The following is a 15,974-nucleotide window of genomic DNA, read 5'->3' on the forward strand; positions in this document are numbered from 1 at the left end:
GAGGACGCAGGAGTCGGAGCGGCGTTCACCTGTCGTCGCGCCGATAGCCTGCGCCCATGAAGCTGTTCGACGACGTCGTGGCGCAGTACGAGGACTTCGCGGCCCATGCCCGGCGGGACTCCCCGTGCTTCACCGCCTGGGCGACGCGGGTGGCGGGCGACGACGAGGTCCTCGCCTGGGTCGGGCGCCTCCCGCCGATCAAGCAGCAACCGAACATCGTGTTCGCCGCCGCACGCTGGCACGGCGTGCCCGCCCCCGGCCCCTACGAGGCGCTCCGGGAGACACTCCTCGCCGACGACCCCGAGGACCCGCAGGGCATCACCGCGACGATCCTCGCCCGCTCCACACAGACCAACGAGGTCGGCCGACTCGCCACCCTGTCAACGGTGTTCGCGCGCATCGTCGCCGAGTCGGGGCGCCCCCTCGCCCTCGTCGAGGCGGGTGCCAGCGCCGGGGCGTGCCTCTACCCCGACCGGTACGCCTACCGCTACCTCGTCGGCCCCGAGAAGACGCCCGTGACGTGGAGACCTGCCGGCGCCGCCGACTCCCCCGCGACGGAACTCACGTGCCGCGCCAAGGGGTCGTTCGTCCCGCCCACGTCGGGGGTCCCCGTCGCGTGGCGCGGCGGGCTCGACCTCGCCCCGGTCGACGCCGCCGACGACGATGCGACCTCGTGGCTCGAGACCCTCGTGTGGCCCGAGCAGGAGGCGCGGCGCGAACGCCTTCGCACCGCCCTCGACGTCGTGCGGGAGGACCCGCCCGTGTTGCGGCGGGGCGACATCCTCACCTCTGACCTCGACGACCTCATCGACGAGGCGGCCGAGCACGGGGAGGTCGTCGTCTTCCACACCGCCGTCGTCGCCTACCTGGAGCCCGACGACCGCGAACGGTTCGTCGACGCGATGACGGATCGCGTCGCCCACGACCGATGCCGGTGGGTGAGCAACGAGGGCAAGAACGTCGTCCCCAGCATCACCGCCACGGGGCCGACGATCCCGGAGGATCACCCGACGTTCGTCCTCGGCCTCGACGGCACGGCCCTCGCGTGGACGCACGGCCACGGCCGCTCGCTCACCTGGCTCGACCGAGCCGCGCACCCCGCCGGGTAGGGACGGGACACGACGACGCCGCCGGACCCGACCGCCTCGCGGCGGCAGGTCACGGCGGCGTCGACACCCGTGAGGGCGTCCGTCACTTCTCGGTGATCGTCACCTTCTCGATGCGGTGCTGGGTCGTGGGCTCTCCCGACGGGGTGCCGTCGGCCTCGATCTTTCGGAGCACGTCCATCCCGTCGGTGACCTTGCCGAACAGGCTGTACTGGGGCGGCAGGTCGACGCCGGACTGGCCGGTCACGGTGAAGAACTGGCTGCCGTTCGTGTTCGGGCCGGCGTTGGCCATCGCGACCGAGCCCACCTCGTAGGCGCCCTTCTTCGGGAGTTCGTCCTCGAACTCGTAACCGGGCCCGCCCATGCCGGTGCCTTGCGGGTCGCCGGTCTGGTTCATGAACCCGGGGATGACGCGGTGGAAGACGACGCCGTCGTAGAACTTGTGGCGGGCGAGGAAGACGAAGTTGTTCACCGTCTTCGGCGCCTGGTCCTCGAGGAGGTCGATCGTGAACGGGCCGAGATCGGTCGTCACGGTGGCCGTGTAGTCGCGCTTCGGGTCGAGGCACATCGCGGGCGGGGCCGCGAACGACGTCGTGCGCTGTGCCGCGCCCTCGGTGGGCGGGCAGTCCGCGGCGACACTGCGGGAGGGCTGCTCCGCACTGGACGGGGCTGCCTCGGACGTCGCGGTGGCGCCGGCTTTCGATGCCGCCTCGTCGGCGGGCGTCGACGCGCCGCACGCGCCGAGGAGGAGGCATCCGGCGAGCGTCGTCGCGAACAGGGTTGTGCGTGCAGGAGTTCCGGACATGCGTCGACTCTACGAGACCCCGAGACGCACGCCCGGGCGACAGGCGGAGCCTGCGCCACCGTCCGGGAGGGGAAGGGGGGCCGCGCCGCCCGATCCCACCCCGTCGCGGGGGTGGTTGACGCATCACTGATAGACGACTAGGCTTATAGGTGACGCATCACCAAAACGCGGAAGGACACCCCCATGACGACCCTCACCGACCTCCAGGGCACGTACACGATCGACCCCGCCCACTCCCGCCTCGGCTTCGTCGCCCGGCACGCGATGATCACGAAGGTCCGCGGCAGCATCGACGAGTTCACCGGCACCGCCCGCACCGGCGCCGGCCTCCAGGACGCCGCCGTCGAGCTCACCGCGCAGATGGCGAGCATCGACACCCGCAACGCGGACCGTGACGCCCACCTCCGCTCCGCGGACTTCTTCGACGCCGAGAAGTTCTCCACCCTCACGTTCCGCTCGACGGAGGTCGTCGCGGCCGACGACGAGACCCTCCGCGTCACCGGCGACCTCACGATCAAGGACGTGACGAAGCCCGTGACGATCGACTTCGAGTTCGGTGGTCGGGCGCAGGACCCCTTCGGCAACGAGCGCATCGGCTTCGAGGGGTCGACCACCATCGACCGCAAGGACTTCGGCCTCACCTTCAACGCCGCCCTCGAGACCGGCGGTGTCCTCGTCGGCGAGAAGATCCGCCTCGAGTTCGAGATCTCCGCGGTGAAGGACGCCTGAGCCCTCCCACCCACACGACGCCGCCGCCGGATCACCCGATCCCGGCGGCGTCGTCGTATGCGCGACGTGCCGGTGAGGCGGGAGCCGCCGACGCGGTGTCGGAGACGCGCCCCGGCGGGGCCGGTGGCCGCGTGTGCCGCCGTGCCGTGTCGTGCTCGTCAGTCGTCGGTGTCGTCGCGCTCCCGGCGCAGCGGGATGACGGGGGCGATCGGCGAGGAGGGCGTCGGCGGCACGTGGGTGTCGAGCCAGGCGAGGAGCTCGGCGACGAGTTCCTCGTGCTCGGCGCCCGCGAGGAGGTCGTGCCGCGCGCCCGGGTAGAGCCGGATCGTGACGTCGCGGAGCCCGACCCGTCGGTACGCCGCCGCGGTGTCGCTCACGCCCGCGCCACGGTCGCCCACGGGGTCCTGGTCACCGGAGGCGAGGAGGACGGGCAGGCCGGGGCGGATCCCCGCGACGCGGCGCCGGTCGTTCACCTCGCCGGTACCGGTGAGCAGGTCGACGAAGAACCTGTTGCTGCAAACGAATCCGCACAGAGGATCGGCGACGTAGTCGTCGACGGCGTCGGGGTCGGCGGAGATCCAGTCGAACCGGGTGCGCCCCTCGAAGGGGGCGTTGAACGAGCCGAACGTGAGCCTGTCCATGATCCGGCTGGGCCGGCGCGGACCCTGCACGCGCGTGAGTAGGCGGGCGAGCCCGAGACCGCCGAGGCGGGTGAGCGCCCCCGGGTCGGCGGCGGTGCCGAGGAGCACGAGGCCATCGACGTCCTCGGAGTGGTCGAGCACGAGGGTGCGGGCGACGAGCGAGCCCATGCTGTGCCCGAGGAGGACGTACGGGATGCCGGGGTGCTCCGCGCGGGCCGCGGCGCCGAGGCCGCGCGCGTCCTCGACGAGCAGCGACCAGCCGCCCGAGTCGGCGAGGTGCCCGAGGGATTCCGGCGAGGTGTGCCCGTGGCCCCGGTGGTCGTGCGCGACGACGACGTACCCTGCCGCGGCGAGTTCGCCTGCGAGCCGGTCGTATCGGCGGGCATGTTCGGCCATCCCGTGGAGGACGTGGACGATGCCCCGAGGATCCCCCTGCGGGAGGGCCGTACGGACGGCCACGTCGACACCGTCGGGGGTGGTGAACCGGGACTCGATCATCACGTTCCTCTCGCCGCGCCACGGCGCATGCCTGGCCCTTCCTCCCCGATTGTCCCATCGACGCGGGACGCCCGCCGGGTGGCCAGACCCCCCTGTCCCGATCCGTCCGGACGACCCACACGGATCGCGCCCGTCGGTCATGCTTCGTCGGTCACGTCACATGGACACGTGGTCACCTGACGCCCGCCTACGGGCATGTCACGATGACCGCCGAGGGGATTGGGGGATCCACGTGAACGGAACGACCATACGGCCGGCCGTGGGGACGACGAGGGCGGACGGGTTGCGCCCGCTGGGGGAGGACGACGTCGCCGCCGGTGTGCTGCCGCGACTCGAGCACGTCGTCTCGGCCCGGCCGGAGCACGTCGCCGTCGACGACGGCCGTACGACGCTGACGTTCGCCGAGCTCGTCGCGCGGGCCGCACAGGTCCGCGTCGACCTCGAACGCCACCTCGGGTCTGCGACGGCGGCGACGGACACCACGACCACGCGACCGCCGGTGGCCGTCCTCGGCGCCCACGACGCGGCGAGCGTCGTCGCCATCGTCGCGACGCTCTCGACCGGGCATCCCGTCGTCGTCCTCGACGACCGCACCCCGGTGCCGTGGCAGCGTCGTCTCCTCGCACGCCTCGGGGCAAGCGCCGTCGTCACGGACGCGGCCCGGCCGGGCTCGCTCGAGACGGCGACCGCGATCGTCGGCCCCGACGGCGTCGTCGCGACCGGCACGGACGAGGCCGATCCGGCCCTTCTGTGGCGCGACCCGCCGCCCGCCGAGGCGCCCGCCGTCGTCGCGTTCACGTCCGGCACGACCGGGGCGTCCAAGCCCGTCGTCGGGAGCCACCGCCTCCTCGTGCGCGACGCGTGGAACTCGGCCGTCGCGTCGTGCTGCTACGACGAGACCGACATCGTCCTCCACACCCTCCCGCTGCCGTTCCACGCCGGACTGACGACGGCGGTCCACACGCTGCTCGTGGGCTGCGGCATGCGCCTCTTCGACGTCCGCTCGCTGGGGGTGGCGACGCTGCCCCGTGCGGTCGCCGACTCCGGCGGGACGCTGCTCGTCACGAGCCCGGCGATCCTCCGCGGCCTCGCCGCGAGCGACCCGGACCGCGACCTCCTCACGAGCCTGTCGGGCCTCACCGTCGCCGGCGAGTCCGTCTACGGCCGCGACGTCGAGGCGGCCCGCGAGCTCGTCGGGTCGCACTGCGTCGTCCGCAACCGGTACGGCGCGTCCGAGGTCGGTCTCATCGCCGAGCACGTCGTCACCGACTTCCCGAGCGGGCGGTTGCCCGTCGGGCGGGCGGTGGGCTGGAACCGTGTCGACGTCGTCCGCGAGGACGGCCGCTCCGCCGACGTCGACGAGAAGGGCACCATCGTCGTCACCGCGCCCGACGTCGCCCTCGGTTATCTCGGCCGCGACGACGACCCGGCCTTCGTCGACAACCGCGACGGCACCCGCACGTTCCGCACGAGCGACCTCGGCCGACGCCTGCGCGACGGCACGATCGACCTCACCGGCCGCAGCGACCACGCGGTCTCCGTGCGGGGATACCTCGTCGACCCGGGCGAGGTCGAGGCCGTCGCCCTCGCCCTGCCGGGTGTGCGCGAATGCGTCGTCACCGGTCACGAGTCCCCTTCCGGCACGAGGCTCCTCGCGTACGTCGTCGGCGAGGCGGCGAGCGACCCCGCCGCCGTCCGCGCCCGCCTGCGGGAGCACCTGCCCGGCCACATGGTCCCCGCGGAGGTCGTCGCGCTCTCCGCCCTGCCGCGCACCGACCGCGGCAAGATCGACCGCCGCGCGTTGCCGCTGCCCGCCTCCGGCGACCGCGGCCATGAACCCCTCACCCACTGGGAGCAACTCGTCGCCGACGCGTGGACCCTCGTCCTCGACGTCGTCGACCTCCGCCCCGACGACGACTTCTTCGCCCTCGGCGGCGACTCCCTCGCCGCCGAGGAACTCATGACCCGCCTCCGCGACGACCTCGGCGTCCCCGGCGAGCAGGCGTCGAGCAGCACGATCGCCCAGGCCCCGACACTGCGGGAGTTCGCCGCCGCCGTCGAGCCCCGCCACCGGGGCGGGGGCGGCCGGGTGCCGCTCCACGCCGCGGGCACCCGCCCGCCGCTCTTCGTCACCGCCGGCGCGGGTGGCCTCGGCCGCACGCTCGGTTCCCTCGCCCGGCGCCTCGGCGCCGACCAGCCCGTCCACGCGTTGCAGTCGCCGTCGCTCGAAGGGCGCGCCCTGCCGGACGTCTCGATCACGGCGACGGCGCGGCGTCACCTCGCCGCCGCCCGTGAGGTGACGACCGGCCCACTGTTCCTTGCCGGACACGGGTTCGGCGGCCTCGTCGCCCTCGAGATGGCGCGCCTCGCCGAGGAGGCCGGGCAGACCGTCCCGTTCGTCGCCCTCCTCGACACGACCCCGCCGAGCCACGTGCGGCCCGACTCCCGCCCCCGCTGGCGACGCGTCAAGGCCGACCTCGGACTCCTCCAGGCGTCTCTGCGCGACACGACCGGCGGCACGGAGGCGTGGCGGTGGCAGCTCAAGGCCGACGCCCTCGCCGCGGCGTACGTCCCGGCACCCCGCCGCGGACGCACGCTCGTCCTCACCGCCTCCGACGGCCCCGGCGCCGCCGGGCAGGAGGCGTGGGCGCAGATCCTCACCGGCGCGACCCACCGCCACGTGCCGGGTGGGCCGCTCACGATGCTCCGGCCGCCGAACGTCGACGCCGTCGCCTCGCACCTGCGCACGGCGATCGACGACGCCCTCGCCGCCGTCGACACCCACCCCACCGGGGGCGAGTCGCGTGCGTAAGTCGATCGCGACGGTCTCCCTGTCGGGGTCCCTCGAGGAGAAGCTCGCCGCGGTTGCCGCGGCCCGCTTCGACGGCGTCGAGATCTTCGACAACGACCTCGTCGCGAGCGATCTCGACCCCGCGGAGATCGCGCGCCGCTGCGCCGACCTCGGGCTCACGATCGACCTCTTCCAGCCGCTCCGCGACATCGAGGGCCTCCCGCCGGAACACATGGGCGGCGTGCTCCGGCGCCTCCACCACAAGTTCGCGATCATGGAGCGCCTGGGTGTCGACCTCGCCCTCGCCTGCTCCAGCGTCCGCCCCGATGCCGTCGACGACCTCGACCTCGTCGCCGAACAGCTCCATGCCGTCGGCGAACTCGCCGCCGAGCACGGCGTGCGCGTCGCCTACGAGGCCCTCGCGTGGGGACGCCACGTCGACCGCGTCGGCGACTCCTGGGAGGCCGTGCGCCGCGCCGACCACCCGAACGTCCTCCTTGCCGTCGACAGCTTCCACGTCCTCTCCCGCGGCGACGACGCGGGCGCGATCGCCGACGTGCCGGGCTCCCGCATCGGGTTCCTCCAGATCGCCGACGCCCCGCGCCTCGACATGAACGTCCTCTCGTGGTCGCGCCACCACCGGTGCTTCCCCGGGCAGGGCGACCTCGACGTCGCCGGCCTCGTCGGTGCCGTCGTCGACGCGGGTTACCGCGGGCCCCTGTCGCTCGAGGTGTTCTCCGACGTCGTCCGCGTCGCCGACCCGCGGATGAACGCCCTCGACGGGATGCGTTCCCTCCTCCACCTCGAGGAGGCGCTCCGTGCCCGCCGCGACGCCCAGCGCGCCGCGGGCGAGCCGGTCCGCGCCGTCGTCGACCTCTTCGACCCGCCGCCCGTGCCCGACCGCGTCGATGCCGAGTTCGTCGAGTTCGCCGTCTCCCCGGACGACCACGCGGACGACGACCCGGCGACGAGCGTCACCGCGCTCCTGTCGGCCCTCGGCTTCGCCCACGTCGCGACGCACGCGACCCGCGCCGTCCAGTGGTGGCGCAACGGCGACGCCCACGTCTGCGTGACGACCCAGCCCGTGCCCGGCCCGTCGCGGCCCCGGCCGTTCGTCAGCGCCCTCGCGCTCCGCGTCGCCGAGGTCCGTGACGTCGCGACCCGCGCCGAGGCGCTCGTGTGGCCGAGCGTCGCCTACCGTCGCGGCCGCTTCACCGCCGCCCTCCCCGGGGTCGACACCCCGAGCGGGCTCCACGTCTTCCTCAGCGGCCCCGAGGGCGCCGACGACGACTGGCGGCAGGGCTACCCCGGCACCCCGGAGGAGCACACGCACGGCGACTGGCTCGGCATCGACCACGTAGGGGCGACGGTCCCCGCCGCGATGTACCCGGCCGAGCAGTCGTTCTACCGCTCGGTGTTCGGACTCCGTGGTGGTGTCGAGAGCGAGTTCATGCAGCCGAGCGGCCGCCTGCAGAGCCGGCCGTTCCGTCCGGAGTCGGGCGGGCTGCGGGTCGTCCTCGCCGTCTCCGACGCCCCCGAGCCGCCCCGCGTCGGCCAGATCGCGTTCGCCTGCCCCGACGTCGCCGCCGCCGTCGCCCACGCCCGCGCGGCCGGAGTGTCGTTCCTGCCGATCCCGGCGAACTACTACGACGACCTCCTCGCACGGTTCGACCTCGACCAGGAGCTGCTCGCGCACCTGCGCGCCCACGACCTCATGTACGACGAGGACGAGAACGGCCGCATGCTCCACGCCTACACACCCGTGATGAACGGGCAGTTCTACCTCGAACTGCTCCAGCGCGACGACGGCTACGCGGGCTTCGGCGCCCCGGGCACCCACGTGCGTCTCGCCGCCCAGGCACGCCGCGCCTGACCCCGCCCGCAGGGGGCTGCATGCGGCAGCGTGGTGCCGGACGTCACCGTCTCGGATCGGTGGGATCAGCGCTCGACGCGCAGGTGACGGTCGAGGAAGGCGAGGACGCGGGCCGTGACGCGCGGTGTCGTGTGGAAGGACGGACCGCCGTGGGGCGCGTCGAGGGTGATGTATTCCGCCGGGACGCCGAAGCTGCACAGCAGCCGGTACAGGCGGGTGGACTGCGCGGCGGGCACGAGGCAGTCGCGCGTGCCGTGGAGGAGCATCGTCGGCGGTGAGGTGACCCCGACGTAGGTGACGGGGTTCGCCCGGCGTACGACGTCGGCGCGACGCGCGGTCTGGGGGTCGACCCCGACGAGACGCCCCTCGGGGGAGGTCGCGCCGGTCTGGCCTCGCGCACACCCCTTCTCGACCCTGTCGGGCACGACCCTCGAGAGGTCCGCGACGCCGTAGTAGCTCACGACGGCCGATACCGCGCTGCTCTCGCCGGTGACACCGAGATCGCCCTCGAGCGTGCGATCGGCCGTGAGTCCCGTGTACCCGACGAGGTCGGCGAGGTGCCCGCCCGCGGACTCTCCTGCGACGGCGAACCGGGTGGGGTCGAGCTGGAGGTCCGCCGACCGGGCACGCAGATAGCGCACCGCGGCCTTGACGTCGTGGAGCTGCGCGGGGAAGCGCGCGACGTGGCTGAACCGGTACTCGACCGATGCGACGGCGTACCCGTGCCCGAGGAGCACGTCGCGGAAGGCCTGGGCACGCTGTCCGGCACCGCCGCGGATCTCCGCCTTCGACCCGTGCGTCCACGACCCGCCGTGGACGAACACGACGAGCGGCCGCGACGAGGTGCCGGCGGGCACGAACACGTCGAGCCGGTGCGCCGGGTCACCGTCGGAGACGTAGGGCAGGTCGAGGCTCACGAGCGGCGGGAGCTGCGGCGGCGGCACCTCGGCGGCGCTCACCACGGGCGGGGAGGAGAGGGGCGCGAGCGCGCCACCGGCGGCGACGAGCGTCGCGAGCGCGGCGGCAGACACGACACGCGTCCGTGGCGGGAGGGCCATCCGGTCAGGCTACCGTCCGTGCCGCCGACACCTCGGCCTCGCGGCGGAGGGGCGTGAGATCGTCCGCGGGTGCCTCTCCGACCTCGGAGACCCGCGACGCTCCCGAGGAGGTCGTGCCGCCGGTGTCGGGCCCGGCCCCCGGCGCGGGGGGCGGGCCCGCTCCGGCATCGAGCGCGGCGAGGCACCGGGTGAGGTGATCGGCGAGGGTCTCCGCGTACGGGTCGCGCATCATCGTGATGTGGTCGCCCGGCGTCTCGAGCCGCACCCACTCACCGCTGAGGTGGGCGTCCCAGGACGCGCGGGCCTCCTTGTCCTCGCTCTCGGCGACGAGGACGACGGTGCGGCCCGGGTACGGCGGCGTGCGGTACCGCTTCGAGAGGACCCGCGACTGCTCGTGGAAGCGCCAGTACTGGCCGAGCCCGGGCGTGGGCACGAGACCGGTGACGAGGAGCCCGGCGACGTCACGGGCCCGGCGGGCGAGCGAACGCCCGGTCGGCGCGTCGGGGATGAGCGCCGGGTCCGGCGGGAACGAGTCGAGGACGAAGAGGATCTCGACCTCCTCCCCCGCCGCGCGGAGCTGCTGACACATCTCGAGCGCGACGAGACCACCGAAGGAGTGGCCGGCGACGCGGTACGGCCCGTGGGCCTGGATGCGGCGCAGCTCGCGGAGGTTGCGGCGGGCGGCGGCCTCCACCGACCAGTCGGGCACGGCCTTGCGCTCGAGCCCGTAGGAGTGGAACGCGTAGACGGGCTGGTCGTCGGGCAGGTGCCGCACGACGGGCACGAACCCGAGACCGAGTCCACCACCGCCCGCGACGAGGAACAGCGGCGTGCGCCGCGCCTGCGTGGTGCCCTCGTTCGGGCCGGGGCGCAGGACGGTGAGGATCTGCTGGCGCCGGTCCGGCCTGCGCTTGAGACGCCGCGCGTACTCCGCGACGGTGGGGGCCTGGACGAGGAACGCCGAGGTGACGTCGCCCGGGTCGATGCCGAGGTCGGAGACGACCATGGCCGTGACCTCCTCCGCGGCGAGGGAGTCGCCGCCGAGGGCGAAGAAGTCGGCGTCGCGGCCCACCTCGTCGAGACCGAGGGCACGCGCCCACACCTGGGCGACGAGCCGCTCCCACTCCGACCGGACCCGCTCGCCGACGTCGGGCGGCGGCGGTGCGGGCAGCGCGGCGCGGTCGAGCTTGCCGCGCTCGGTGCGGGGCAGGGCGTCGAGGAAGACGACCGCCTCGGGCACGAGGTGTCCGGGCAGATGCTCGCGGAGGACGGAGCGGACGGCCGCGGCCGAGGGCCGGTCGGCGCTCGAGACGACGTAGGAGACGAGCCGGTACCGCTCACCCGTGTCGGACTTGACGCCGACGGTGAGCGCCTCGGTGACGTCCGGCAGCGCGAAGAGCGCGGCGTCGACCTCGCCCGGCTCGACCATGTAACCGCGGATCTTCACCGAGTGGTCGCGACGGCCGAGGAGGCGGAGCCCCTCGTCGTCGACCTCGCCGACATCGCTCGTGCGGTACGTGCGACGGCCGTCGGGTTCGTCGAAGAACGCGAGCGCGGTGGCCTCCGGGTTGCCGAGGTATCCGTTCGCGACGACGTCGCGGGTGACCGCGACGATGCCGGACTCACCGGCGGCCAGTGGCGTGCCGTCCTCGGCGAGGCAACGGATCTCCGTGTTCCCCACGGGGCGCCCGACGGGCAGCGGACCCGACAGGGGTGGGTGGTCGGCGTCGACGACGTACTCGGCGATGAGGCCTGTCTCGGAGCTGCCGTACCGGTTGCGCAGGAGGCACGTCGGCGGGAGGAGCGGGCGGATCTGCTCGACGTCGCGGCCGTGGGCCGGCTCACCGGCGATCGTCACGGTGCGCAGCGTCGTGAGCTGCTGCGGGGTGGGCCCGGAGCTCACGAACGCGCGGAGGATCGCCGGGCTCGTGTGCATGATCGTCGCGCCCACCTGGTCGATCCACGGGGCGAGGCCGGCGATGCCGCGGGCGCGGGTGTCGAAGAGGCGCATCGTCGACCCGACGACGAGCCCGGCGACGGTGACCATGAGCCCGGCGTGGAACGCCATGGGCAGGGTGTGTGCGATGACGTCGTCGGCGTCGTAGCAGTCGGTCGCCGCGGAGTTGCGCCATGCGTCGGAGACGAGCATGCGGCCGCTGTTGAGGACCACCTTGGGCACGCCTGTGGAGCCGGACGTGAACGCGAGGACCGCGGTGCCGTTCGGATCGACGGGGCCCTCGAACAGGGTCGCGGTGTCGGTCGCGGTGAGCGCGTCGGGCCCGATGACCGGCCTGCCGAGCTCGGCCGCGAGGTCGAGCAGGTCGCCGGCGGCGACGACGGCGCGGGCGTCGACCCGCTCGCACATCTGCTGCAACCGCGGGGCGGGCGTGCGGTAGTCGAGGACGAGGAGCGGGTGCCCCGAGGCGATGACCCCGAGGATGGCCGCGACCGCCGTGCACCGGTGCGGATGGAGCACGGCGACCGGCTCCCCCGGCGAGGTTCCGGCGAGGATGGACGCGCGGACGGAGGCGGCCTCCGCAGCGAGTCTCGTGTACGTGTACGTGCCGTCGGCGTCGATCACCGCCGGCTCGTCCGCCAGCGCCTCGAGCACCGTGGCGAAGCGGTCGACGACCCCCGATGTTGCGTCCGTCGCCGTGAGCGGCGCCAGACGCACGGACCTGCTGATGTGCGTCATGTTGTGTACCCCCGGCCACGAACATAGCCCGCAGGTAATCCCCAGGTCCACCACCCACAGACACGTCCGGACGCCCGTCCAACTGGACCCGGCGATGCAGGTCACGAAGGGCGTTGGGGCCAAGGGTGTTTCGGATATCTGCCTCGCATCTCTGCGCGTACCTGGGCGTACGGTCCGGCCCAGAACGAGGCGAGGTCGTCGGTCACCGCGAGGGGTCTGCGGGCCGGGGAGAGCAGGTGGAAGAGGACGGGGACGCGGCCGTCCGCGAGGCGGGGCGTCTCGGTCATCCCGAAGCACGACTGGAGCCGCACGGCGACGACGGGGCGACCCTCCGGGTCGTTGACCTCGGGGTACTCGACGCGGGCGCGGGTGCCGTCGGCGACGACGAGGCGCTCGGGGGCGAGCTCGTCGAACCCGGCGGCCTCGGGCCAGGGCAGGCGCGCCTGGAGCGCGGAGTGGAGGTCGACGTCGGCGACCCGCGTCGCGGTGAGGTCGAACCAGTCGGCGAGCCGGCCGAGGAGCGCGTCGTCGGTGACGTCGGGCCACGGGTCGCCGAGGTGGCGACGGCAGAACGCGAGTCGACGCCGCAGCGCCGTCGCGGCGGGCGTCCAGGGGAGGACCCCGAGGCCCGCCCGGGCGAGCCCGTCGCGCCAGGCGTCGGCGGTGGCCACGGGGGTGGGGGTCGTCGGGGTGGCGGTGAGTTCGATCGCGCCGAGACGGCGGACGCGGCGCGCGAGGATCCGGCCGTCGTCGAGGACGCACCGTTCCTCCTCGCGGAGCAGGGGTGCGGCAGCGGCGATCGCGGCCTCCTCGGTGAGCGGTGCGGCCGCGCGGACGACGGCGCCGGTCGCGTCGGCGACGCGGCCCGCGACGCGCGAGACGTCGGCGATCGCGAGCCATTCCTGCCCGGCGAGCGGGCTGCGCGGCGGGAGGGACGCGCGGGTCCCGGCGGCGAGGAGGTAGGAGTCGCCGCGGCGGCGTGCGACCCACTCCGGTCGAGCGAGGGCGACGACGACGCCCGGGGCGGCCGGTCCCGCGACCGTCCTCTCCGGCGGCGGGCCGTCCGACTTCCCGCCCCGCCTCGCCGTGGCGACGCGATGCAGCCGGGCGGACTCCTGCCGCCACCGCCCGGAGCCGCGATGGCGCCCGGAGCGGAGCTCGGTGAGGAGCCGGGTGAGGTCGGCGCCCTCGGGGCGGTGGTCGTCGGCGAGCATCGCGACGACGTCGGCGGCGGCCCCGACCCCGACCCGGCGGGCACCGTCGAGGAGCGCCCGCGCCCAACGGGGGTCGGCGGGGACGAGGGCAAGACGCCGCCCCACGTCGGTGGCGCGGCCGTCGCCGTCGACCGCGCCGAGGTCGGCGAGGGTCGCGACGGCGTCGGCGAGCGCCGCCTCCGGCAACGGGTCGGGCAGGGCGAGTCCGTCGCCGCCCGGAGCGCCCCACACGGCGAGCGTCAACGCGGCACCGGTGAGGTCCGAGCTCGCGACCTCCGGGGTGACGTGCGTGGGCATCGCGGCCCACGTGCGTTCGTCGTAGCACCGCACGACGCGCCCCGGCCCCTCACGGGCCGCGCGACCGGCACGCTGGGTCGCCGCGTCCTGGGAGCACCGCACGGTGACGAGGCCGGTCATGCCACGCGCGGCGTCGCGGCGGGGTTCGCGAGAGAGACCTGCATCGACGACGAGACCGACACCCGGCACGGTGAGGCTCGACTCCGCGAGCGCCGTCGTCACGACGACGCGGGGTGGATCGGCGGGGCCGCGCCCACCGGTGACGCGGTGCTGCTCGGCGAGGGGCAGTCCGCCGTGGAGGGTGAGGACCTCGGCGCCGCCCACCCGACCGGCGAGCATCCCCGCGACGCGATCGACCTCGCGCACTCCGGGGAGGAACACGAGGGCGTCGCGGCCGGGCGCCCTCATGCTGTCCGCCGCCCCCGCCGCACCCGTCGACGAGGTCGGGCCGACGGCCTCGGCGGTGACGGCCGCGACGTGGCCGAGGAACTCGGGGGTGACGCCGCGCGCGTCGGCAAACGGGCCGGGCGGCGGCACCCAGGCGACCTCGAGCGGGTGGAGGACGCCGTCGGCGTGGACCACCTCGGCGTCGAGGAGCGTCGCGAACCGGCGTGCGTCGAGCGTCGCCGACATCGCGACGAGGACGAGGTCCTCCCGCAGGGCACGGACCTCGGCGAGCATCCCGAGGAGGAGGTCGGTGTCGAGACCCCGCTCGTGGATCTCGTCGAGGACGACGGCGTCGACGCCCGGCAGGTCGGGGTCGGCGAGGAGGCGTCGCAGGAGCACGCCCGGTGTGACGACCTCGATGCGCGTCCGAGGCCCCACGTCGTGCCGCCCCCGCACCGTCACGCCGACGAGGTCGCCGACGGCGGTTCCGGTGAGGGTGGCGAGTCGGCGGGCCGCGGCGTCCGCGGCGATGCGGCGGGGCTGGGTGAGCACGACGCGGCCCGGGACCTCGTTCGCGGCGGCGGGCGGCACGAGCGTCGTCTTGCCAGTGCCCGCAGGGGCCTCGACGACGACGGCGCCCCGCCCGAGCGCCGTGCGCAGCGCGGGCAGCGCCTCGGCGAACGGCAGACCGGCGCCGATGCGGGCGAGATCGAACGGCCGGGTCACGGCGCCAGCGTATCGGCGGACACGAGAGGGGCCCACGACCGCGGTCTCCCGACGTCGTGGGCCCCTCTCCCCCTGAGTCCTGTCGTTCCTGCGTTCCTGGCGCTCACCGCGGCGCACTGACGTTCGCCCCCGGGGACCGCGTCACCCCCTGCGGTGAGGCGCACGAGAGACGCCGGTCAGCGCGTGCGCGGCCCCCACGCGAGTCCACGGCGGACCGCGAGACGCTCCCGGGCCGGCGCGGCCGGCCGGCCCGTGCACTCCGGCGCGTCCGTCGGGCAGATCGTGAGGGTCGTGCCGTCGCCGCGCGCGATCGTCGCGGTGGTGTGAATCGTGTTGCGCGTCGTGGTGTCCATGATCGTCCTGTCCCCACCGACACCTCGTCGGCGGCGGTGGCCTCTGGCGGTGATCCCCGTGATCGCCGTCCCCCGTCCTATCGACGTGACGGACGCCTGTCCGAGTCGTCCGTTCAACTTTTCTCGCAGGACGATGCGCGACGTGACAGCCCCCCTCGCGGGTCAGGTCCAGACGCCGGAGGTGCCACGGCGGTGGGAGCCGAGCAGGTGGGTGTCGACGATGCCGACGGCCTCCATGAGGGCGTACATCGTCGTCGGGCCGACGTGGGCGAACCCGCGGGCCTTGAGTGCGGCGGCGAGCGCGGTCGACTCCGGCGACCGGGTGGGCACGTCCGCCATCGACCGGGGCGCCGGCGTCCGCGCGGGCCCGAAGGACCACACGAACTCCACCAACCCGCCCTCCGCACGAAGCGCGAGCGTGGCGCGGGCGTTGCGGATCGTCGCCTCGATCTTGCGCCGGTTGCGGACGATGCCGGGGTCGGTGAGGAGACGCGCGACGTCCTCCTCCCCGAACGCGGCGACGGCCTCGGGGCCGAACCCGGCGAACGCGGCACGGAACGCCTCCCGCTTGCGGAGGATCGTCAGCCACGACAGGCCGGACTGGAACGCCTCGAGGCTGATCCGCTCGAACATGCCCTGCTCGTCGCGCACGGGCATGCCCCACTCGGTGTCGTAGTACTCGCGCAGGAGTAGGTCGGTCGTCGCCCACCGCGGCCGGGCGAGACCGTCGTCGCCGACGACGAGATCTCCACCCGTGTCGTGACTCGTGTCGCGACTCGTGTCGTGACTCGTGTCGCCGCT

11 protein-coding genes are annotated in these 15,974 nt (G+C 74.3%); 4 read left to right on the forward strand and 7 right to left on the reverse strand.

The window, feature by feature from the left end; all coding sequences use genetic code 11:
* The first annotated feature begins 56 nt into the window (after nt 1-56).
* Nucleotides 57-1,109: a DUF2332 domain-containing protein gene (locus tag MOPEL_RS06785; protein WP_009482132.1), complete on the forward strand. Its 1,053-nt coding sequence runs from the start codon at nt 57-59 to the stop codon at nt 1,107-1,109.
* 82 nt (nt 1,110-1,191) lie between these two features.
* Here MOPEL_RS06785 and MOPEL_RS06790 read toward each other — a convergent pair whose 3' ends face one another.
* On the reverse strand, nt 1,192-1,911 hold the full coding sequence (locus tag MOPEL_RS06790) for a peptidylprolyl isomerase (protein ID WP_009482133.1): 720 nt from the start codon (nt 1,909-1,911) through the stop codon (nt 1,192-1,194).
* Between the two features lie 183 nt (nt 1,912-2,094).
* On the opposite strand from MOPEL_RS06790, the gene MOPEL_RS06795 reads away from it, so the two are divergent.
* Complete coding sequence (locus MOPEL_RS06795) at nt 2,095-2,640, forward strand: YceI family protein (RefSeq protein WP_009482134.1); 546 nt, start codon at nt 2,095-2,097, stop codon at nt 2,638-2,640.
* 158 nt (nt 2,641-2,798) lie between these two features.
* Here MOPEL_RS06795 and MOPEL_RS06800 read toward each other — a convergent pair whose 3' ends face one another.
* The gene (locus MOPEL_RS06800; RefSeq protein ID WP_009482135.1) at nt 2,799-3,779 is read right to left on the reverse strand and encodes an alpha/beta hydrolase; all 981 of its coding nucleotides are present in this window, start codon (nt 3,777-3,779) and stop codon (nt 2,799-2,801) included.
* Nucleotides 3,780-4,038: 259 nt separating this feature from the next.
* On the opposite strand from MOPEL_RS06800, the gene MOPEL_RS06805 reads away from it, so the two are divergent.
* Nucleotides 4,039-6,591, forward strand: coding sequence for an AMP-binding protein (locus MOPEL_RS06805; RefSeq protein ID WP_040633266.1), 2,553 nt, complete (start codon nt 4,039-4,041; stop codon nt 6,589-6,591).
* On the forward strand, nt 6,584-8,443 hold the full coding sequence (locus MOPEL_RS06810) for a sugar phosphate isomerase/epimerase and 4-hydroxyphenylpyruvate domain-containing protein (protein ID WP_009482137.1): 1,860 nt from the start codon (nt 6,584-6,586) through the stop codon (nt 8,441-8,443). Before MOPEL_RS06805 ends, MOPEL_RS06810 begins: the two co-directional genes overlap by 8 nt.
* A gap of 65 nt (nt 8,444-8,508) precedes the next feature.
* On the opposite strand, the gene MOPEL_RS06815 is transcribed toward MOPEL_RS06810, so the two are convergent.
* From MOPEL_RS06815 to MOPEL_RS06830, 5 genes are all read right to left on the reverse strand, one after another.
* The gene (locus MOPEL_RS06815; protein WP_009482138.1) at nt 8,509-9,474 is read right to left on the reverse strand and encodes an alpha/beta hydrolase; all 966 of its coding nucleotides are present in this window, start codon (nt 9,472-9,474) and stop codon (nt 8,509-8,511) included.
* A 31-nt stretch (nt 9,475-9,505) separates the two neighbouring features.
* Complete coding sequence (locus MOPEL_RS06820; RefSeq protein WP_009482139.1) at nt 9,506-12,196, reverse strand: AMP-binding protein; 2,691 nt, start codon at nt 12,194-12,196, stop codon at nt 9,506-9,508.
* 101 nt (nt 12,197-12,297) lie between these two features.
* On the reverse strand, nt 12,298-14,820 hold the full coding sequence (hrpB, locus tag MOPEL_RS06825) for an ATP-dependent helicase HrpB (protein ID WP_009482140.1): 2,523 nt from the start codon (nt 14,818-14,820) through the stop codon (nt 12,298-12,300).
* A 176-nt stretch (nt 14,821-14,996) separates the two neighbouring features.
* Nucleotides 14,997-15,173, reverse strand: coding sequence for a hypothetical protein (locus tag MOPEL_RS17625; protein WP_009482141.1), 177 nt, complete (start codon nt 15,171-15,173; stop codon nt 14,997-14,999).
* A 162-nt stretch (nt 15,174-15,335) separates the two neighbouring features.
* Nucleotides 15,336-15,974: DNA-3-methyladenine glycosylase I (locus tag MOPEL_RS06830; RefSeq protein ID WP_009482142.1), on the reverse strand; the 639-nt coding region annotated here is incomplete at its 5' end.

Source organism: Mobilicoccus pelagius NBRC 104925 (genome assembly GCF_000247995.1).
Classification (GTDB): domain Bacteria; phylum Actinomycetota; class Actinomycetes; order Actinomycetales; family Dermatophilaceae; genus Mobilicoccus; species Mobilicoccus pelagius.